Origin of the sequence: Sphingobacterium sp. JUb56 (assembly GCF_014191365.1) — a bacterium.
In the GTDB taxonomy this organism is placed as follows: domain Bacteria; phylum Bacteroidota; class Bacteroidia; order Sphingobacteriales; family Sphingobacteriaceae; genus Sphingobacterium; species Sphingobacterium anhuiense.
Genome location: NZ_JACHWL010000002.1, coordinates 57792 through 79620, shown reverse-complemented (window position 1 = coordinate 79620; position 21829 = coordinate 57792). Strand labels below are relative to the sequence as shown.

10 protein-coding genes are annotated in these 21829 nt (G+C 38.2%); all 10 read left to right on the top strand.

The annotated features are described in order from the left end of the window. Nucleotides 1-3: 3 nt before the first annotated feature. The 10 genes from FHR29_RS19970 to FHR29_RS19925 all read left to right on the top strand — a co-directional run bounded on the left by FHR29_RS19970 (nt 4) and on the right by FHR29_RS19925 (nt 21557). Nucleotides 4-1794: a RagB/SusD family nutrient uptake outer membrane protein gene (locus FHR29_RS19970; RefSeq protein WP_183916813.1), complete on the top strand. Its 1791-nt coding sequence runs from the start codon at nt 4-6 to the stop codon at nt 1792-1794. 274 nt (nt 1795-2068) lie between these two features. After that, a complete protein-coding gene (locus tag FHR29_RS19965; RefSeq protein ID WP_183916811.1) occupies nt 2069-5044 on the top strand; it encodes a LamG-like jellyroll fold domain-containing protein in 2976 nt (991 codons plus the stop codon). A 3-nt stretch (nt 5045-5047) separates the two neighbouring features. After that, the gene (locus FHR29_RS19960; protein WP_183916809.1) at nt 5048-7282 is read left to right on the top strand and encodes a hypothetical protein; all 2235 of its coding nucleotides are present in this window, start codon (nt 5048-5050) and stop codon (nt 7280-7282) included. Between the two features lie 24 nt (nt 7283-7306). Continuing rightward, nucleotides 7307-9598 carry a hypothetical protein gene (locus FHR29_RS19955; protein WP_183916807.1) on the top strand — a complete coding sequence of 764 codons (2292 nt, stop codon included), beginning with the start codon at nt 7307-7309 and terminating at the stop codon, nt 9596-9598. A 26-nt stretch (nt 9599-9624) separates the two neighbouring features. After that, nucleotides 9625-11544, top strand: a complete 1920-nt coding sequence (locus FHR29_RS19950; RefSeq protein ID WP_132845107.1) for a right-handed parallel beta-helix repeat-containing protein — start codon at nt 9625-9627, stop codon at nt 11542-11544. 355 nt (nt 11545-11899) lie between these two features. Then, nucleotides 11900-13186, top strand: coding sequence for an alpha-L-fucosidase (locus FHR29_RS19945; RefSeq protein WP_183916805.1), 1287 nt, complete (start codon nt 11900-11902; stop codon nt 13184-13186). Nucleotides 13187-13850: 664 nt separating this feature from the next. Next, nucleotides 13851-15326 carry a xylulokinase gene (locus FHR29_RS19940; RefSeq protein ID WP_183916803.1) on the top strand — a complete coding sequence of 492 codons (1476 nt, stop codon included), beginning with the start codon at nt 13851-13853 and terminating at the stop codon, nt 15324-15326. An 11-nt stretch (nt 15327-15337) separates the two neighbouring features. Next, the gene (gene xylA, locus FHR29_RS19935) at nt 15338-16666 is read left to right on the top strand and encodes a xylose isomerase (RefSeq protein ID WP_132845102.1); all 1329 of its coding nucleotides are present in this window, start codon (nt 15338-15340) and stop codon (nt 16664-16666) included. 37 nt (nt 16667-16703) lie between these two features. Next, nucleotides 16704-18386 carry a sodium/sugar symporter gene (locus FHR29_RS19930; protein WP_132845100.1) on the top strand — a complete coding sequence of 561 codons (1683 nt, stop codon included), beginning with the start codon at nt 16704-16706 and terminating at the stop codon, nt 18384-18386. A 6-nt stretch (nt 18387-18392) separates the two neighbouring features. After that, nucleotides 18393-21557: a GH92 family glycosyl hydrolase gene (locus FHR29_RS19925; protein ID WP_183916801.1), complete on the top strand. Its 3165-nt coding sequence runs from the start codon at nt 18393-18395 to the stop codon at nt 21555-21557. The last annotated feature ends 272 nt before the right edge of the window (nt 21558-21829 follow it).

The following is a 21829-nucleotide window of genomic DNA, read 5'->3' as shown; positions in this document are numbered from 1 at the left end:
GATATGAAACTTAAAAATATTATATATAGTACTGCTTTTGCATTGCTGTTAAGCAGCTGTAGTTTAGATTATGAAAATACGGCTACAATTAGTCCAGAAAATGTATGGTCTGATAAAGTTATGATCAATGCTTTTATGACAGATATTTATGGAAGGATGTTGCCAGAGTGGCCAATAGCTGCTAATGGAACGGATGAAGGTATGAATGGTCCTACAGATATGGGAAACTTGGCTAGGGGATTGATCGACGTCGATAATCAAGGTCAAAAGTGGGATTATGCAAATATAGATCGTATTAATTTCTTTTTAAAACAATTGGAGACCGTGACGGTATTGTCCGATTCAGAAAAGAAAACGATGATTGGTCAAGCTAAATTTTGGAGAGCCTGGGATTATTGGGGTAAGGTATGGGCAACAGGAGGCGTACCACTTATTTTGGATGTTCAAGATATTACAAATGTGCCTTCCTTGTTTGTCTCTCGCAATACTACCTCAGAATGCGTTGCTCAAATATTAAAGGACTTGGATGAAGCAATCGCCGTATTACCTGATACTTGGACCGGTGCAGATTATGGGAAAATTGATAAAGGAGTTGCACTGGCTTTTAAGGGACGTCTATTGTTGCAGTATGCAAGCCCGCTATTCAATCCATCTAATGATAAGGTACGATGGGACCAAGCTTATTTAGCAAATAAAGTGGCTGTTGATTTTTTAAAGACAGTAGGAAAAGGATTGTTTAATGGCAAATTTGAAGATATCTGGTATAGCGAACGTAATAATGAAGTAATTATGGTCAATCAGTATTACTATCCTGATCATAGATTGGATCAAAAGAATATTCGTCCTGAGCCATTAACTAAAGATAATGCCAATTTTAATCAAGCTATTTTACCCCTATTAATGGCTTATCCTAAAAAGAATGGATCAAAACTTGTCTTGGATGAAAATCGTTTGAAAAATGATCCAGCCTATAACGAACAGTTTATGACCGATTTTTATGTGGATCGGGATCCACGCTTCTATGCTACTGTTTTTTCTCCAGGTACAGCTTATCCAGCAAGTGATGTACTGTCAGGAGGGATGAAATATTGGAATGCCTGGCGTAAAGTGGCCGATCCGAAAGCAGAATCTGGCTTTAAGTATACCACCCTAATATTTGATCAGTTAGGTAAGGGAGTAGGTGGTAGTGCTTCCGGATACTTTCAACTCAAAGGTATTGATAAGGCATTGACCATACCTACAGTATATGATGCACAGACAGATTGGGTTGAAATCCGCTTTGCAGAAGTGCTCATGAACTATGGTGAATGTGCCAATGAGGTTGGAAAAAGTGCAGAGGCATTACAGGTACTATATGACATACGTAAGCGAGCGGGAATTGAGCTGGGAACAGGAAATTATGGTATTACAGCTACTGATCAAGCTGGCATCCGCAAAGCCTATATGGACGAAAGATTCATTGAATTTGCTTATGAAGGTAAACGTTGGACTGATATTCGTCGATGGAAAAGATATGATTTGTTGAATACTATTAAATTTCGTTCTGGACTTAATGCTGTAATTAAAAATGAACAAGATTTGAAAAATTTTGATTGGGCTAAAGATATGTATGATCCATCAGTACGCAAGTTGTTCCGTTTTGAATTTGTAGAATGCCTAGATGGTGATAAACAATATCAATTTAAATTGGATCTAAACCATTGGTTTTATCCGGTCCATAAGGATGTACTGAATCGGAATTCTAAAATAGAACAAAACAAAGAATGGGGAGGAACATTTGATCCTCTACTTTAAGATTTTTTTAACTAAGATAAAATGGCGACTTATTCACAAAATAAGTCGCCGTTTTGTTTCATGAGAAGCCATCATTAGTTTTGATCATAAGCATAAGTGCAAAATAACATTATAATAGATCAAATTATTGGTGGTAATCAAGATAGAATATAGTGAAGTTTACATTTGAATCGTTTGAGATAAAGTTTTTAGAGGAAAACCAGCGCTTTATTTCTCGATTTTAACCAGTAATAAAAATCCCAATGTTAATCTAATGGGTTGTTAGCAGTTGATTATGAAAAGAATACAGATACTTTTATTTTTTATTATCCTTCATCATGCCTTACAGGCAAAGGTGAAGCCTTTAGGGCATTTTAATTTTGGGAAAGTAGGAAATGTAACCTATGCAATTGGGCCTGAAAAGGTGAAATCAACGCAAGGGAATTTTACGTTGACACGAATAGATAGGCCCTTGTTTTATGCTGATGCACCTGCTGAAAAAGCACAGCAGGGTGAAGGAGCCATTTTATTTAATGGTAAAACTGATGGTTATAGTATGTCATCTGGAATAGGAGTAGCTACAGAAAATTTTGTTTTTGAAGTCTGGGTAAAAGCAAAGGAAATAGATTCACAATCTGGTGAAATGAATATTGTCGCTTTGAACGGTACGACAAAGGAAGGTTATGGTTTTGCGCAACGTGGGAAAAGCTGGGTGTTTATTTCAGCAGATAAAGGCACGACAAGTATTGGGAATGCAGTCAAAGGTCAATGGATTCATCTAGCGGCCACATTACGGAATGGAGTTGGTGAACTTTGGATGAATGGAAAAAAAACAGGAAGCTTTAATGCGACTAAAACAATAGCTCCTCATTTTTCAATTGCAATTTCTAATGAAGGAAAACAAGCTTTTATGGGAGAAGTTTATGAAGTAAGATGGAGTACTTTTGAGAAACAGGGGTTCGATGAAGAATCTGATTTTTTAATCAATTATAAAAAGAAAAAAGAACGGGATAGAAGCAGAGATCTCTCTAGATTGGCTTTAATGAAAAATATCCAAAAGCCTGGTCTAGGTAAGAGTGTGGTTAGTGAATTTGAAAATAAGAGCTACGGAACTGACTGGTTGATTGCTCCAGTAAAGGATGCTACAAATTTATATATAAAAGAAAATAAAGATAATAAAACTGCTCAATTTCAATTGAATAATGGTTTAGTGTCCCGTACGTTTTATGTAGCTGATAACTTAGCATGTATAGGTTACAAGAATTTATCCAATCAGGCAGAATATGTCCGAGCAGTAAAACCGGAAGCGAGAGTTATGCTCGATAGTATCTGGTATGAAGTGGGTGGGCTCAAGGGGCAACCTGAAAAGTCTTATCTGATGGAAAGCTGGTTGCCTGAAATGGAAACGGATGATCAAGCTTTTGAATTAGTCTCCATTGAAACAGCAGCTCCGTTGGAACGATATCCATGGCAACAAAAATACAATGCTGTAGCTACTGATTGGCCGGTAAAAGGACTTCGTCTGATTTTGACTTTCAAACCTACCGAGCGAATGGACATGGTTAAAAATATCGAAGTAAAGGTAAACTATGAGATTTATCAGGGACTTCCTGTTATTACCAAATGGGTTGAAGTTTTGAATAATAGTGATAATTTGATTCGGTTGAATCAAATTGAAACAGAAGTTCTGGCCGTAAACCAAGATCAAATTAATCGTATTCATGTCGAAAGTGACTTTTCTTTTGCATTGGTTAATGCGAACTTAAAAGGTAGTGCGCTGATGCACTATCAAGGGGATAAAATAGAAGCATATCAAGCTGGAGAATCCACAACGAAATGGATCGTGGATCAAGAATATAATACTTGGGCTACCCACAACCAAGCGGAGGACGGTTTTCTTGATTTCCCACATCGTAATCTTTTAGTCAGCCATTTACCGATGGGACCCGATGTGGATATTTCGAATAAAGAGTCATTCAAATCCTACCTGACATTTGAATTGCTACAAGACGCAGACGACCGAGAAAGGAAAAGTCTGGCACATCGTCGTATGTATAAAAAATTGGCGCCTCAAACAACGGAATCCTTACTGACTGGCGGCATCACATCTCATGATGAAAAAACGCTTAAAAACTTTATCGATCAGATGGGGGAGTTGGGTATGGAAAGATTGGATATTCAGGCATGGCCAGGGATCAGTCATGATAATCTGGATGATAAATATGTAGCCTTATGGAAAAATATTGCCTCATACGCGAAAAATAAGGGAATTGTAATGGGCGGTTATGAATTACAGGTAGCCTCCAGAGGTCGTGGTGCGGAAGTAGATTGTGTTCATCCCGTTACGGGAAAACCGGGAAGTCTTTTTGGACAAAGTGTTTGTATTGCCAGTACTTGGAAAGATACCTACTATAAGAAGATGTGGGAGTTTTTTGATAAAACAGGCTTAATGACCTACAACATGGATGGTCCTTATCATGGCGATCCTTGTGCTTCTACAGTGCATCCACATCATCATGGCCTTTACGATTCTCAATGGGAACAGTGGAAAAGTCAGGTGCAGGTAATACATGAATTGCAACGTCGAAATATGTATGTACCGATACCGGATTGGTATTTTTTAAATGGTCAATCAGCAACAGGTATGGGGTATCGGGAAGCGAGTGCGAATCTGACTCCTGATCAGCAGATGCTCTTAGGAAGACAGTATATTTATGACGGTACATGGCATAAACTACCAACTATGGGCTGGATCAGTTTACAATTGGTCGGATTCTATTCCAACGATCCAAAAATTGGACTCGAACCGCTAGCTCAAAATCTGGATCGCTATGAACGTCAATTGATGCAATTTCTAGCAAGCGGCAGTCAATTAACAATTAGGGGCAATAGACTGTATGATACTCCCGAAACTAAAGCAATGGTATCACAGAAGATTAAGTGGTTCAAAAAGCACCGCGAAATATTAACTTCAGAAATTATTCATGTAAGCCGCCCAAATGGTCGTGACCTCGACTGCATGCTACATGTAAATCCGTTTATTAATGAAAAGGGTATGGTGATTTTCTTTAACCCAACGGATAAAACGATCAAGAAGGAGGTAAGACTTCCGCTGTATTATACTGGTATTAAAGATAAGGCCATATTTACCAATGAAGAAGGTATCACGACGGCAAAAGCTTTGGATGATAAAGCAGATATTGAGATGACCGTAGAGGTTAAACCGGGTGGTACAGCTTGGTATGTTATTGAAGATGCACAAAAGAAATAACTAATGAAAATAAGTGAAGTAGTAGCAATAGCCTGCGGATGTTTAATCTCCATATCTGTTTCTGGGCAAGATTGGTTGCCTGTGAAAAGAGATAATCAAGTAAAATTACGTTTGCTGGACTGCAAGTATGATAAAGCGAAATTACTAAAGAGCCAAGTGATAGGATCAAATTCGGATAATTGGGAGGTTAAGCAGACAGTAGAAACCATAAAAGATGGTGAGGAATCGATCTATCGGTTTACTTTTAAAGCTAAAAGAACAATGGACAATGTTGGTGTTGCAGTAGCTTTTGATGAATACGATTGGAACAGCGACAATTTTGTGATGATACCAGCAGTGGTTTATAACGGAAATAGACAACGCATTGTTAATCGGGAATATGCAACAGGATTGGATAAGTCGGATTATTTTAGAAAAGATCTGGCTTTAACGTCTAATCCGATTCCACAGCTTTCTCCTGAATTTGGGGCTAAATCCCGCATCGAAGTTAATGTGAGCAACACAGCAACGCCCATGATCGCTTATTTGAACAGAAATATAGGAAAGGGGACTTTCTTATTTACAGATCAGGGTATAAGTTGGAAAGAGGAAGTGAAAGATCATGCTTTGATTATTGAAGAGAGTTTAGATCGTCGTGTGGCCAGCTTCATTATCAGTGCACCTGGAGTAAGGGAAAAGAAACCTGAATTTATTGGTTTTAGTGAAAGTCCGGATCGAGGGGTGTCTGTCACCGCTGGTGAGGAAATTACGATTCGAGTGACAAAGATTAATTTTCAAAGCCAAGATGTTGCGACATTATATAATCGTTTTATGCGTGAAAGAAAGGCACATGTGACAGCGGAAAAACCAAGAAATCTGATGCCGATGAGTGAGGTACTCCTCAAGATGGCGAAAAATATCGATGAGCGTTATTACGTTGGTGATGGTGTTGCTTTTTATTGTCCAGAAAATGCAAATTGGATGTCCTATGGATGGGTCGGAGGTTTGATGAATACCTATCCCATGTTAGCACAAGGTGATAAAGAACATTTGGAAAAAGTGAAGAATACATTTGATTTTGCTCTTCCCCAAGGTAAAGGTAAAAGCGGATATTACTATGATGTCCTTGGTGCCGACGGAAAAGTCATAAACCGCGATGCAGCGAAGTGGATTCCTGGAATCGGATTGACCCGAAAAAATGCAGATATCTTGTACTGGATGATCAAACAGTTTATGTTGCTGGAGAAACAGGGGAGATCCAATGCGATTTCAGATGAATGGAAAACGAATATACGACAGCTTGCTGATGCTTTTGTAAAAACCTGGAAAGAAGAGGGAACATGGGGTAATTATTTTGCTATTGAATCGGGAAAGGTAGCTGCATATAACACAACGGGCGGTGCTATGGCAGTAGGTGGCCTAGCACTTGCTTCGTTGTATTTTAATGTTCCAGAATATTTGGAAGTAGCTCACTTGGCAGCCAAGGACTATTACGATGGTTTTGCTTTGGTCGGTTTTACTTCTGGTGCTTGTGGAGATATCCTTCAAAATGCTGATTCAGAAACTGCTATTGCACTGACGACATCTTTAATGACGATGTATGAAGTGACAGGTGAACAGAAATATCTGGATCAGACAAAACAATTGGCAGATTACACAGCATCATGGACGGTTTCATTTCCGTATCGTCTACCAAAAAATACGGCATTAGCAAAGTTAGGAGCAAATTTAACTGGAGCTATTTGGGCCAGTACACAGAATAAGCATGGTGCTCCGGGATTTTGTACCCAATCTGGTGATGTGCTTTTTAAACTGTACCGTAAAACACAAGATACGCTATATGCAGATTTTATACGAGATGTTATTCATGCCCATGCAGAGGGAATACAGCCCAATGGAAAGATTACAGAACGGTTGACTTACTGTGACGCGGATAGTCGTGGTTCACGTGGGGATGGAGGTCAAACAGGTTGGAATGAGACAAATGGAGCCTTAATGGCTTTGGAAATACCTGGAATATATATACGTAAAGATCTAGGAACGGTTTATACATTTGATCATGTTGTTGTTAAGGAGATCAAGAAAACGAAAGTTGGTATGACATTGACAATTTTTAATCCAACGACATTCGATGCAACAGTAACGCTATTAACAGAAGATAAGCAACAGGCTTCGACACCTTTGGGTGAAAATGCTTTTTTGGATTGGAAGAATAGGGTAACCATTAAAGCAGGCAAGTCTGCGACAGTAAAAATTTAGTAAATTCAACTTATAAAATAATTGATGATGTACGTAAATAAGAATTTTTTGAAATGTTGTAGTTTGTTTCTGCTTCTGGTGGGAATCGGAAATACTTTGCAGGCACAAACTGTTTTACAGACTGCATATTTTAAGATTGCGATAGATGGAAAGGGGTATATAACCAGTATGCAGAACATAACAAAACGGCCTTTCAGAGAGTTTAGTCCTGCAGACAAACCTTCACCTTTGATGACTCTTTATAATGCAAAAAAAAGAGTTTATTCTTATCCCGAAAAAGCGGTCTATTCGAAAAGTGAAAAAATTATTACAGTAGTCTATTCGAATGGATCTTCTGCTAGGATTCGTATTGAACCGCATGCAAAATATTTTAAAATGAAGTTGCTGTCTTTGACAAATTCACAAGATATTGAAGCGATTCAATGGGGTTCATACCATACAAATATCACGAACCTGATGGGAGAGATTATTGGTGTGAGCCGAGATACCAGTGTCTCGGTAAATTACGCCATTGGTATGCTTGCCCTTAATGATAATACCATTGGCGGTACTGCTGACATTCAAGGTGATGCTGCTCCATTTCAATACATCATTCATTCACCAGATGATAAGCGGTTTCCGTTGCCTGCCCATTTGCATGAAGGACAGGTTTTTACCCTTGGGGGGGATGGTGTTAATGATGTTGCATTTTATGGACATAAAGAACCTTACTACCGAATTTTATATGGAAATGCTGCTGAGGTGGATAAAAATGGTCGGATTTCGATTACTTATCAATCTAGAGATAGAAGAAGTCCACGTGAGGTTTATTTTTCATTGATCCCGAATATGGCGATCAATACTCCTAATCACCTACAGGTACAACCTTTACCTGGTGTAGATTATATCGGATCTTCCATTGCTTTTTGGGGAAGTCCGGATAGCACAGCATTAATGGATGTTGTTCAGAATATTGTCAAAGCCGAAGGTTTGCCTTATCCAACTGTAAACGGTAAATGGATAAAAGATCCTGCGGCCTATGTACCAGATGTGCTGACTGAAGGAGGACAATATGATCATATGATTGACTACACGCATAAATTGGGTTTTAAAGCAATTAGTTTATATGATCAGGGCTTCGTTAGGCCGGATCGTGGAAATTTGGGCTACTTAGATGGACGAAATTTTGAAAAGAAACCTTTGAAATTGGCGAGTGGAAATCTATCTCATAAAGAATTTTCTGATTTGGCGAAGAAGTATAATATCGTGATCGGAAGAACTCCTATTACTAATTCTTTAGCCCCTGGAACGAAAGATGCTAGCCCCATTCCTAGCGATAGCATATGGTACCAACAGAAACGTTTATTAGCGAAGAATATTGATGCAGTCGATACGCTGCTATATGTAAACGATCCGACGCATTTGCAGGAAATTGGAAGTTGGGAAGGCCATTCAAAGAGCTTGAACATTATTAAAATTGGTAAAGAGCTTATTCATTATCTAGGTGTGTCGGATAAGGCTCCATATCGATTGTTGAATGTTAAGAGAGGATATTGGTATACAAAAGCGACTTCACATCAGGCGCTTGATACACTTTATAAACTGCAGGTAACGATTAACTATGGGTATGACGGACTGATTCCGAATATGCAATTGCAGGATAAGATTGCCGAGTATTATGCTGATTTAGCCAATATTAATGGATTGGGGTATTATGATTTTGATGGTCAAGAGTTTTTATTTAACAACGGGCATGGGTATTATTCTACCAAAAGGTTTTTCCGAAAAATGTTTGAGAAAGCTAAGGTGCACGGTATAGCTGATATCCGTTTTACTGGTGCTACCCTTTCGGAAGGCTCTTGGCACTATCAAAGTATCTGGAATGTAGGTGGGGGTAAGAATCTGTATGATGCTGAGACACGAGAATGGGGCAGTGCCACAAGTCAGGGTAAAGATCTAAGAGATGTTTCTTATGCTAATTATTTTCCTGTGGGAATGGGAGGAAACTTTCCGATTACAGAAAAATCAAAAGTAGAAGAGTATGAACATATTCAGGCAATGGCTGTTGGTACGGGTGCCACATATAGCCTCAAATTAAATCAGAAAAATGTAGAAAGTTGCCCAGAGAAAGATCAGATTTTTAAAGTGATCCGTACTTGGGAAAATGCGCGTGCTGCAAATGCTTTTCCAAGATGGGTAAAACAACATCTTGTCGATCCGACCCAGAGTTTTAGATTGGAAGAGTTGGATACAAATAACTGGAATCTATATCGTGTCAACAACAAAACTTCAGGGAGACAATTAATAGCAAAGTTGACTAGGGCTACGGGATATTAAGATATCTAAATTTTAAAACAAAAAAATTGAAATATAAATACTTGATCGTACTGTTGCTATTCGGATTGAATGGCACAGCACAAACAGGAATACAAGTAAAAGAGTATCACGTTGCGCAATCGGGTAATGATGCGAACAATGGAAATAATACAAAGCCTTTTAAGACGATAATGGCCGCAGCTCAAAAGGCGATGCCTGGCGATATCATTACGATACATGAAGGGATTTATAGGGAGCAGATAACTCCACCTCGCGGAGGAAATTCCAATCAGGAGCGGATCGTTTATAGAGCGGCTTCTGGAGAAAAAGTTATTATTAAAGGCTCTGAAATTGTAAAAGGATGGAAACTAATCGGGAATGATACGTGGGAAGTAAAGGTGTCAAATAGGATATTTGGGAAATTTAACCCTTTTCGGGATCAAATTAAAGGCGATTGGTTCTGGCCAACGCCTAAAGAACGTAAATATCATACAGGTGCTGTGTATCTCAATGGACACTGGTTGATGGAAGCTGCTGAGAAGCAAGAGGTCTTGAAAGGGGTAGATGACAAAAATCCTTTGTGGTGGGCTGAGGTTGATTCATTGAAGACGACCATTTGGGCGCAGTTTAAAGATATTGATCCAAATCAGGAAACAATTGAAGTTAATGTACGTCAAACGTTATTCTATCCGGATAAGCCATTTGTGAATTATATTACGGTAAGTGGCTTAATTATGGAACATGCGGCGACAAATTGGGCCCCACCAACTGCAGAGCAAATTGGATTAATTGGAACGCACTGGAGTAAAGGTTGGATTATTGAAAATAATGATATCCGCTATTCTAAATGTGTAGGTATTACTTTAGGTAAGTATGGTGATGAATACGATAATAATATGACTGAATCTGCTGAGGGCTATGTAGGGACAATAAAGAGGGCTTTAAATTTTGGTTGGAATAAGAGTACAATAGGTGAACATGTGGTTCGGAATAATACCATTGCGCATTGTGAACAAGCAGGAATTGTAGGAAGCATGGGGTGTTCTTTCAGTAGAATAGAAAATAATGTCATTCATGATATTCATATAAAACGCTTATTTACGGGAGCCGAGATGGCGGGTATCAAATTTCATGGTGCTGTTGATACGAAGATTTCTGGCAATCGAATCTATAGAACTGATAAAGCGATTTGGTTGGATTGGATGGCGCAAGGGGCTCAGGTAGCGGGCAACCTAATGTATGAAAATGATCTCGATGTGTTTTTAGAGGTTACGCATGGCCCCATGTTACTCGCAAATAATATCATGCTTTCGAATAAAAGTTTATTGATGAATGCTCAGGGAGCAGCGTTTGTTCATAATTTATTTGCCGGAGGTATGGATGTGATCAATTACGATAGTCGTTTGACACCTTATCAAAAACCACACGTTACGGATCTAGAAGCATTGGAGGATAATCCAGGTGGTGATGTGCAATTTTTGAATAATCTCTTCGTCCAAGGCGCAGATGTAAGTCAATATAGTAAAGCATTTTTGCCTGTTTTATTGAATGGAAATGTATATACAAAAGGTTCTGTTCTTGTAACTCCTGATTCAAAGAATGAAAAACTCGGTGAAATGAATACAGAAGGTAAAAACAAGATGAAAGGTTATAAGATCAGGAATGCGGTGGAAAAGAATGCTTTAATGGATACCAGTTTTGTTGTTGGAGCAAAATTGAGCAAAGTTGAGAATCAGATATTTCTTGAATTGACTCTTAATGATAAATGGTTAAATCAAAAGCGTAATATGGTTACCTCGCAAAATCTAAATAAGACGGTGATTTCGAATCTACCATTCGAAAATCCGGATGGTACGCATATTCGAATGGATCTTGATTATTTGGGAATGAAACGAAATAGAGCCAACCCTGCTCCGGGACCTTTTGAAATCAAAAAAAATGGAAAATCTCTAATTAAAGTTTGGTAGTATGTGTTTGATAAATTGGATGCTTACAAAAGTTGGCGGGTTTTAATTCTATTTTTTACTCAATGATTATCTAAAATAGAACAATAAATTTCTAGGAATCGGTTATTTCGTTCGTCATAGTAACACCTATATTTTTTATTTCGAACGAATTTAGGTTGATGTAAGAATTTTGTCATGAATACTAATGTTATAAAACAGCTGCTATTGAATACGTTTTGATAATTAAGATTTTATCTAAAGAATCTATACTGTAACTTTTTTGAAGTTGACAAGTAGTTCGCTTTTTTCATAAAAAAGAAATGTATTTTTAAATCATTATAAATCAACCGTAAAAATTATTTATTTAACAATTATTATGAAGAGGTATCTTTTAGGATTACTATTGGCAGTAGCCACTTTACCTACTATGGCTCAAAAAGGTTATGTGCCAACTAAAGAAAATTTAGAAAACCGTAAAATTTTTCAAGATAATAAATTCGGTGTATTTATTCATTGGGGGATTTATAGCATGCTGGCTGATGGGGAGTGGGCAATGCTGCAAAAGAATATTCCCTTTGATGAATACAGTAAATTGGCTCGAGGTTTTGATCCGTCTAAGTTTGATGCAGAGCAATGGGTTGCTGATTTAAAAGCTGCTGGTGCCAAATACATTTGTATCACCTCTCGTCATCATGATGGTTTTTCTATGTTTGATACCAAATACTCGGATTACAATATTGTAAAAGGGTCACCTTTCAAACGAGATGTCTTAAAAGAATTGGCGGATGCCTGTCACAAGCATGGAATGAAATTGCATTTTTATTATTCACTACTGGACTGGGGAAGAACGGACTATAATGTAGATGGTAAACTGGCTTCAAAGTCATATGGTTCCGATTATAAAACTTATCATCAATTCATGCTGAATCAATTGAAGGAGCTGCTGACAAATTATGGTGATGTCGGAGCGATTTGGTTTGATGGAGCTTGGGATAAAGGCAAGACTTTTGATTGGAAATTTGATGAAATTTATGCGTTGATCCATTCGATACAACCGGGATGTCTTGTGATTAATAATCACCATTGGGCGGCATTAGAGGGAGAAGATGCGCAAGCTTTTGAACGCGATCTTCCTGGGCAAAACGCGGCTGGCTATTCGCATGGAGTAGAAATCTCGCAACTACCCCTAGAGACTTGTGAGACGATGAATACATCATGGGGGTATAAAATCACCGATAATAATTATAAATCGGATAAAACTTTGATCCAATATTTAATAAAAGCTGCAGGTAATAATGCAAACCTTTTGATGAATGTAGGACCTCGACCTGATGGAACTTTGCCTGATGTGGCAGTGTTGCGCTTTGGAGCTATGGGACAGTGGTTAAAACTGTATGGTGAAACTATATTTGGTACCCGAGGCGGAAGTATTGGACAGCACAAATGGGGAGTGACAACACAAAAAGGCAATAAATTATATGTACATATATTGGATCTGCAAGATAAAGCTCTTTTTATTCCTTTGACCGATAAAAAGGTAAAATCAGCCAGAGTATTTATCAATAAAAAAACAGTAGAATTCGTGCAACGAAAAGAAGGCGTATTAGTATTGCTTGATACAGTGCCCGATGATGTAGATTATGTATTAGAACTCGATTTTTAGCAATCTGTAATTGAAGCAGAGGATATATAAATGCCCATTACGGTTTCTAAAAATAGCAAAACGTAATGGGCGCTCTCATATGTCCATAATGGTTTGGGACCAAATCGCGTTTCATTAACATCTCTGAGGATGAATGCATGTTGTACACTTTTTAAATCCGATAGCTGATTCTATGATTTTTTCTAGACTTGAAACAATAGCATATAGACGTACCGTGATTAAAAGAGGCTAAAATAGCATTACAATAAGTTAAAATACTGCTAATAAAGGACGTCCGATTTGTTGAGATTTATATTTTGACAGGAAGGTGAATAAAAGCGATTAATAATATAACCAATACTATTCGAGTAGTGATCAGTAAATTTTGACCGGTTTGTTCGTTTCTTAAACTTTAAATTATGACAACGTTGGAAGAAATGTAGTATGACTGTGGATAGTAAAGAATGGTGGGGGAAAAGAAAATCATATTTCTTTCATTAGCTTTATTTATAAAATTGAATTAAGGTAAGTCAATACCAAATAATTCGATACAGGCAACCTATATGTAAAGGCTTGCAGGTAAGTGTTCAAAATACAAAAATAAGGTTATATTATTCGGTGGGATTTGATGTCAATATTCCACGAAAGATTCGCATTGGTTTGTAATTAAATAAATAAGATTGACATGTTATTATTAGGAATAGATCTAGGTACATCTTCGATCAAAGTTTCTGTTATTGATGCAGCTACAAATAATAAAATTATTTCCTGCCAATTTCCTGAAACAGAAGCAGAAATTATATCCCTACAGGGTGGTTGGGCAGAGCAGGATCCTAATCTGTGGTGGGAAAATACGTGTTTGGCAATTAAAAAAGCAAATGCGTCTGGATTATATGACCCGTTGGATATTATGGCTATTGGTATCGCTTACCAGATGCATGGGCTAGTAGTGGTAGATAAAGAGCAACGCGCCTTACGTAACGCCATTATCTGGTGCGACAGCCGTGCTGTAAATATTGGTCAAAATGCCTTTTCTGTATTAGAAGGAAAGGGATTCTTGAATAGTCATCTCAATTCACCAGGTAATTTTACAGCTTCAAAATTAGCATGGGTGAAAGAACACGAACCAAATGTTTATGAAAAAATAGACAAGTTTATGCTACCTGGAGATTATCTGAGCATGCGCTTAACTGGTGAAATCAATACAAATGTAAGTTCGATATCAGAAGGAATTCTATGGGATTTTGATCAGCAGCAAATTTCAGATACGTTACTAACTTTTTACGGTATTGATCGCGAATTGGTGCCTAAAGTACAACCTGTATTTTCTAATTATGGATCGCTTCGTTGGGATGTAGCAAATGAACTGGGATTATCACCGCAAGCAGTGGTTTGTTACAAGTCCGGTGATCAGCCCAACAATGCATTATCCCTAAATGTTTTTGAACCAGGCGAAGTGGCCGCTACTGCTGGTACATCTGGCGTTATCTATGCGGTTACTGATCAAAGAGCTCATGATCCGCAATCCAGGGTAAATACTTTCGCGCATGTTAATTATGAATCCGAATCGGAACGGTTAGGGGTTCTATTGTGCATCAATGGGACAGGTATACAAAATAGTTGGATCAGTCAGGTCACTGGTAATGGAAATGATTACGAAAGTATGAATGCGAAAGCTTCACGTATACCCATTGGATCTGAAGGTGTACATATACTGCCTTTTGGAAATGGTGCCGAGCGGATGTTGAATAACAAAACGATAGGAGCACATATCCAAAACTTAGATTTCCTCAGACATGGCACGGCTCATCTTTGGAGGGCATCACAAGAGGGAATAGCATTTTCCTTTCGCTATGGATTAGATCTGTTAAGGGAAAACGGGATCACACCGCAAGTGATTAAAGCTGGTCATGCCAATATGTTTTTGAGTCCTGTTTTTCAAGAAGCATTTGCAGGAGTAACGAATACACCAGTAGAGCTTTATGATAATGATGGAAGTGTAGGGGCTGCTTTAGGAGCGGGTTTGGGTATTGGCATATTTGCGAATCGACAAGAAGCTTTTAAGGGGCTTCGAAAATACAAAACAATCGAACCAGAACATACTTCGCAATATGAGGAAGTATACGGTAAATGGAAACAATTATTAGAAGACAAACTATAAATTAAGATAAGATGAAAATTTTGACAGGAAATCATGTGTTCTTTAAGCATGTAGAACAAGTTCAATTTGAAGGTGTAAATTCTGACAATCCTTTGGCTTTCCGTTGGTATGATCCAACACGAGTTGTCGCAGGAAGAACCATGGCAGAGCATTTTAAATTTGCCTGTGCCTATTGGCATTCTTTTAATGGTAATGGGGCAGATCCATTTGGTGGTCAAACGCATTTTTTTCCATGGGATAAGAAAGCAACAATCATGGAGCGTGCAAAAGATAAAATGGATGCTGCTTTTGAATTTATGACGAAAATGCAGTTGCCATATTACTGTTTTCATGATGTTGATTTAGTGGATTATACCGATGATATTCATGAAAATGAACGCCATCTTGATGAGATTGTTGCTTATGCAAAAGAGAAACAGCAACAGAGTGGTGTGAAATTGCTATGGGGAACAGCAAATTTATTCAGTCACCATCGCTACATGAATGGAGCATCTACCAATCCTGATTTTCATGTTTTGTCCCATGCAGGTGCTCAGGTTAAAGCGGCAATTGATGCAACGATTGCATTAGGCGGTGAGAATTATGTATTCTGGGGTGGCCGTGAAGGGTATATGTCCTTGCTTAATACAAATATGAAAAGAGAGAAAGAGCATTTAGCGAAATTTCTACATATGTCAAAAGATTATGCACGTAAAAATGGATTTAAAGGTACGTTTTTCATTGAGCCAAAGCCATGTGAACCAACAAAACACCAATATGACTACGATGCCGCAACAGTGATTGGATTTCTTCGTGAATTTGATCTAATGGATGACTTTAAACTTAATCTTGAAGTAAATCATGCCACATTAGCGGGCCATACATTCCAACATGAACTACAGGTTGCTGCTGATGCTGGTTTATTGGGGTCAATTGATGCAAACCGTGGTGATTATCAAAATGGATGGGATACGGATCAATTTCCAACCGACTTAACCGAATTGACAGAATCACTGATGATTATTCTTGAAGCAGGAGGATTACAAGGTGGAGGTGTCAATTTTGATGCTAAAGTGAGACGTAATTCTACAGATCCTTTGGATTTATTCTATGCACATATCGGCGGTATGGACAATTTTGCACGCGCATTGGTTACTGCAGATAATTTACTTCAAAATTCCCCTTATAGAGAATTGAGAAAAGAGCGTTATAGTAGTTTTGATACAGGTGCTGGAGCAGATTTTGAGCAAGGTAAACTGTCTCTTGAAGATCTTCGTGCTCATGCTATCAATGAGGGAGAACCTAAGTTGATCAGTGGTCAACAGGAGTTTATGGAGAATTTGATCAACCGTTATATATAGCACATTATTCATTTATTATAAACCTACTTCTAATTATATGAATAATATCTTGGCGACCAAAGATTATTTGGTTTTTTTCATCTACTTTATCATCGTATCGGGGTACGGTATTTGGGTCTATCGGCAAAAGAAGACCAAACTTAATGGTACCGATTCTAAAGATTATTTTTTAGCAGAAGGCTCACTAACTTGGTGGGCCATCGGCGCTTCTTTGATTGCATCTAACATCTCTGCCGAACAGTTTATCGGTATGAGCGGCTCGGGCTTTAAGATGGGTCTTGCTATTGCTACTTATGAATGGATGGCAGCTGTGACATTGATTATTGTTGCAGTTTTTTTTATTCCGGTATATCTTAAAAATAAGATATTTACGATGCCTCAATTTCTGCATCAACGCTACAACGGCACGGTTGCCATGATTATGGCTGTATTTTGGTTGATGTTGTACGTAGTAGTCAATCTAACCTCAATTTTGTATTTGGGAGCACTCGCCGTTAGTAGCATTTCGGGTTTCGATTTAGAAGTGTGTATGTATGCCATCGCTTGCTTTGCTGTTATTATTACATTGGGAGGAATGCGGGTTATTGGGTTTACAGATGTTATTCAGGTTTTCTTCTTGATTCTAGGAGGTCTGGCAACCACGTATTTGGCGCTGAAATTAGTGGCAGAAAATTACGGTGGAGAAGGGGTGCTAGAAGGATATCAGATTATGGCTACTAAAGCCACGGATCATTTTCATATGATCCTACATCAGGATAACGAGAATTATTTGGATTTACCAGGGCTTACTGTTCTTATTGGGGGGATGTGGATTGTAAACCTGAATTATTGGGGCTGTAATCAATATATCACGCAACGAGCTTTAGGTGCAGATCTTAAAACGGCTAGAAACGGAATTTTGTTTGCAGCATTCCTGAAGCTTTTGATGCCGATTATTGTTGTTTTACCGGGAATAGCTGCGTATGTGTTATGGAAGGATGGGTTATTTCAACCTGAAATGCTTCAGAATGGTGAAGTAAATCCAGATCGGGCATATCCAGTATTATTGAACTTACTTCCTTCGGGTTTAAAAGGTCTATCATTTGCCGCTTTGACTGCCGCAGTAGTTGCTTCATTAGCCGGTAAATCGAATAGTATTGCAACTATCTTTTCATTGGACATTTACCAGAAGGTATTCAATAAAAAAGCAAGTGAAAAGCAATTGGTTAATGTCGGTAAGATAACCATTATATTTTCGATGGTACTTGCGGTGATCATAGCACCTCATTTAGGGATAGATAGTAAAGGTGGTTTTCAATATATTCAAGAATATACCGGATTTGTTTCACCAGGTATTTTTGCCATGTTCATTTTAGGATTCTTCTGGAAGAAAACAACTTCAAATGCAGCTTTATTTGCAACAATAGGCGGGTTTATTTTATCCGTTCTATTTAAATTTTTACCGCATATTGCAGATCTGTCGTTTTTAAGTTCGACTGGTTTTTCTGTTTTAAATAAAGCGTCAGGACTGTACGAAATTCCATTTTTAGACCGTATGGGTTTTGTTTTTGTCATCTGTATTATTGGTATGTTGATCATTAGTTTAATCGATCAACGAAATGGCGTTGTATCAAAAGGATTGGAAATAGACAGAACAATGTTTAAACCGCATACCGGATTTATAATTGGTGCATTGTTGATTATTTTGTTAACGACCGCGCTGTATATGATTTACTGGTAATTTAAAATGAAATTATTTTTTACAATGTTATCGTTGATCTGCTTAACCGGATCAACATTTTCACAAGACAAAGTGTTGTTTGAAGTGGGAGAAAAGGATAGTAAGTCTTCTGAGTTTTCATTGTCTCCAAACCAATATGATAGTTTTCTAGCTAGTTTTTCAGGAGAGCCCACATATTATGTGGGCTATTCTTTTTCAAATAAACAATGGCCTTATGTGTTACCAGGACCACTGGACAATTGGGCAGGTGGTGGTTATTGGGCGGGATTTCATCCGCGTCATTTTCCGTCGCTTTATTTTGAGCTAGTGCAATTGGCAATTGAAGGTGAATGTGAATTTACAATTGATTTTGTAGGTGCGAAAACGGGAACCAACAAGATTCGTATCGAAGTGAATGGGCATCGTTTTGAAGAAGATATTCAAGGAGTGGATAGTAATACGCTTTTGGAAGGGAAAGCGCAAGAAGCAAACCCAGCTCATATCAAGATTCGATTTCCAGTTTCTTGGTTGAACAAGGGTATGAATAAGATTCAATTAGGGACAATAGCTGGTAGCTGGTCTATTTTTGATGCGATGCAATTGAAAACTCCTGTAGCAGTTATATTAAAGGAAGCATCTTCTACATTAATTCGATCGGCCGAGACAGCGCCATTTGAATATTTACGAGATCAGGGCATGCGTGTACAGCCCGTTCTTGTAGATATGTCTCAATTTGATGTAGCTAGAAAGTTGAGTTTTGAAGTGGATGGTAAATTAGTTGAAACACGTATCATTGAAGTCGGTGCTTCTATTCAAGAGATATATTTACCTGCATTACTAAAAAAAAATGGAGTTAAAATTTCCATCTTAACCATAAAAGATGGCCAAAACATTGTCTTTACTGGTTCCATAAAACGTTCGTTTCAAGAGCTGCATAAACGGACAGATTATGTTGATTTGTTAATGGGAACGGGTAATTCTAGGTGGATGTTTAAGCCATCACCTGCACTTCCATTAAGCATGGTACAGATTGCACCCGATAATCAGGATGAAACTTGGAAAGCCGGCTATGAATATACGATTGAGAATATCATGGGTTTTAGCCACTTTTGTGATTGGACCATGACTGGACTCTTAATGCAACCTACTTGTGGCGAACTCCAAGTTACTCCTGGAAGGGAAGCTTTTCCTGATGAGGGGTACCGGTCTCGTATCGATAAAAAAACGGAGGAAGCAAAAGTGGGACATTATTCGGTTTTTATGACCGATACGAAGATAAAGGCTGAATTGACTGCCACACGTAGAGCAGCATTGCAGAAGTATACTTTTCCTAAGCGCAATGATGCACGCATCATGATCGATATGTTTACACCAAGTGAGTATCCGCATAATTTGACGGATGCTAAAATAACCAAGGTAAATGATCGTGAAATTGAAGGCTATGCAACCTATTATAACGCCTTTACAGGTTATTCTCTTCAACAGGAGTATACCGTCCATTTTGTTTTGCAATTTAGTAAACCTTTTGATGCTATGGGAGGATGGGTTAATGAAGGTGTTGAGGCAGTGAAAGGTTATATACCGGAATGGAACCGGAATCATGAGTTTAAAAGTACAAATGACATCCGCATGGATATCAATGAAATTCATGGAAAAGGAGATCTTGGTGTTTTTGTGAATTATAAGACCACCGAGGGAGAAGAAATACTCGTACGATCCGGAGTTTCACTTGTGGATATCGCTGGGGCAAGAAATAACCTTAAAACTGAACTTTCAACTCCATTTGGATGGGATTTTAATCAGGTTGTTGCTAATTCGAGAACAATCTGGGAAGATTATCTAGGACGTATAGAGGTTGAAACAGATGATTACCTTCAAAAAAAGAAGTTCTACACAAATTATTATAGAGCTTTATCGGCTAAAGCAATCTGGAGTGATGTGGATGGTCGTTATCGTGATGAAGATGAGGAGATCAGACAATTAAAGGATAAGAAGGATGCTATTGTAGCGGGTGAATATTGGAATACTTTCTGGAATAATCAGCAACTGTTTAATCTCATTGCACCGGAGATTTCTTCTACTTGGGCACGTTCAGCTATACAACTTTATCAGAATACGGGTTGGTTTAATACCGATCCCGCGGGTGTTGAACATACTGGTGTCATGGTCGCGATGCATGTAGCCTCTCAGATTCAAGGGGCATGGCAAAGTGGTATTCGAGACTTTGATCTCAGCACAGCATATGACGGATTAAAAAAAATGTTGACGGTTTCTCCTCAACGTTATCCAGGCGGTGGTACAGTTGGGGTGGAACATCTAGACGTTTACAAAAAGTATGGATATGTTCCTGCTGGAAAAGGTTATGTATCCAATACGTTAGAATATGCCTACGACGATTGGTGTCTAGCCCAAATGGCTAAAGAGCTAGGAAAAAAAGATGATTATAATTATTTCCTGAAAAGATCTGAAAACTGGAAACATATTTTTGATCCTAAAACCGGTTTTATGCGACCGAAGGATGAAAAAGGAAATTGGATAGAACCATTTGATCCTTATCATACGCCTGGATTTGTAGAAGGAAATTCTTTTAATTACAGCTGGTTTGTGCCACATGATCCCAAAGGGTTAGTAGAAGGTGTTGGACAATCACGTTTTGTAAACAGACTGGATGAGGCAATGGAGAAATCCGCAAAAGCAAATTTTAATGCCGCCGGTGATAATTTTAGTGCTTATCCGTTGAACCATGGTAATCAGACATCAATGGAAGTGGCATATTTATTTAATTGGGCTGGTTCTCCTTGGCTGACCCAAAAGTGGTCGCGGGCCATACAAGAACAGTATTATGGAACCACACCTTACAATGCATATCCGGGTGATGAAGATCTTGGACAGATGAGCAGTTGGTTTGTAATGAGTGCCTTGGGTTTGTTTCAATTAGATGGTGGTGCATCAACGACACCTACTTATGAGTTGGCTTCGCCACGTTATCCTAAAGTAACACTAAATATGGGAGGACGCTATGGCCGTGGTCAAAAATTTGTGATTGAAGCAAGAAATGCATCAAAAGAAAATAAGTATATCCAAAATGTAACACTTAATGGAAAGAAAGTCGAAGGATTTTTAATTCCTCAAAGTGATGTTTTAAATGGAGGTAAATTAATTATAGAAATGGGAAGTACTCCGGTTAAATAGCGGAGAGTACTATTCCGAATTAAAGCAAAAAAGTCATCGGGATGTCTCCTTCCGATGGCTTTTTTGCTTTAATCAGTACGGATCAGTAATTGCAATTTTCTATTTTTTTTACTAGGGAGAATTCGTTTTGAATCGACTTAGTTATTGCACATCATGTTTTTAAGTAGAATTAAATCAATCTTTAAATAAAATCGATCAAAATCAAGTTGATGAGTAGAAACTAAAAGTAGAGATGAGTGAACCAGGTTGTACGAGCTATAAACACAAAAATA

Excerpts from the sequence above, each read along its gene's own strand:
- FHR29_RS19970 (WP_183916813.1), top strand. The coding sequence starts at position 4 with ATGAAACTTAAAAATATTATATATAGTACTGCTTTTGCATTGCTGTTA.
- FHR29_RS19965 (WP_183916811.1), top strand. The coding sequence starts at position 2,069 with ATGAAAAGAATACAGATACTTTTATTTTTTATTATCCTTCATCATGCC.
- FHR29_RS19960 (WP_183916809.1), top strand. The coding sequence starts at position 5,048 with ATGAAAATAAGTGAAGTAGTAGCAATAGCCTGCGGATGTTTAATCTCC.
- FHR29_RS19955 (WP_183916807.1), top strand. The coding sequence starts at position 7,307 with ATGATGTACGTAAATAAGAATTTTTTGAAATGTTGTAGTTTGTTTCTG.
- FHR29_RS19945 (WP_183916805.1), top strand. The coding sequence starts at position 11,900 with ATGAAGAGGTATCTTTTAGGATTACTATTGGCAGTAGCCACTTTACCT.
- FHR29_RS19940 (WP_183916803.1), top strand. The coding sequence starts at position 13,851 with ATGTTATTATTAGGAATAGATCTAGGTACATCTTCGATCAAAGTTTCT.
- xylA (WP_132845102.1), top strand. The coding sequence starts at position 15,338 with ATGAAAATTTTGACAGGAAATCATGTGTTCTTTAAGCATGTAGAACAA.
- FHR29_RS19930 (WP_132845100.1), top strand. The coding sequence starts at position 16,704 with ATGAATAATATCTTGGCGACCAAAGATTATTTGGTTTTTTTCATCTAC.
- FHR29_RS19925 (WP_183916801.1), top strand. The coding sequence starts at position 18,393 with ATGAAATTATTTTTTACAATGTTATCGTTGATCTGCTTAACCGGATCA.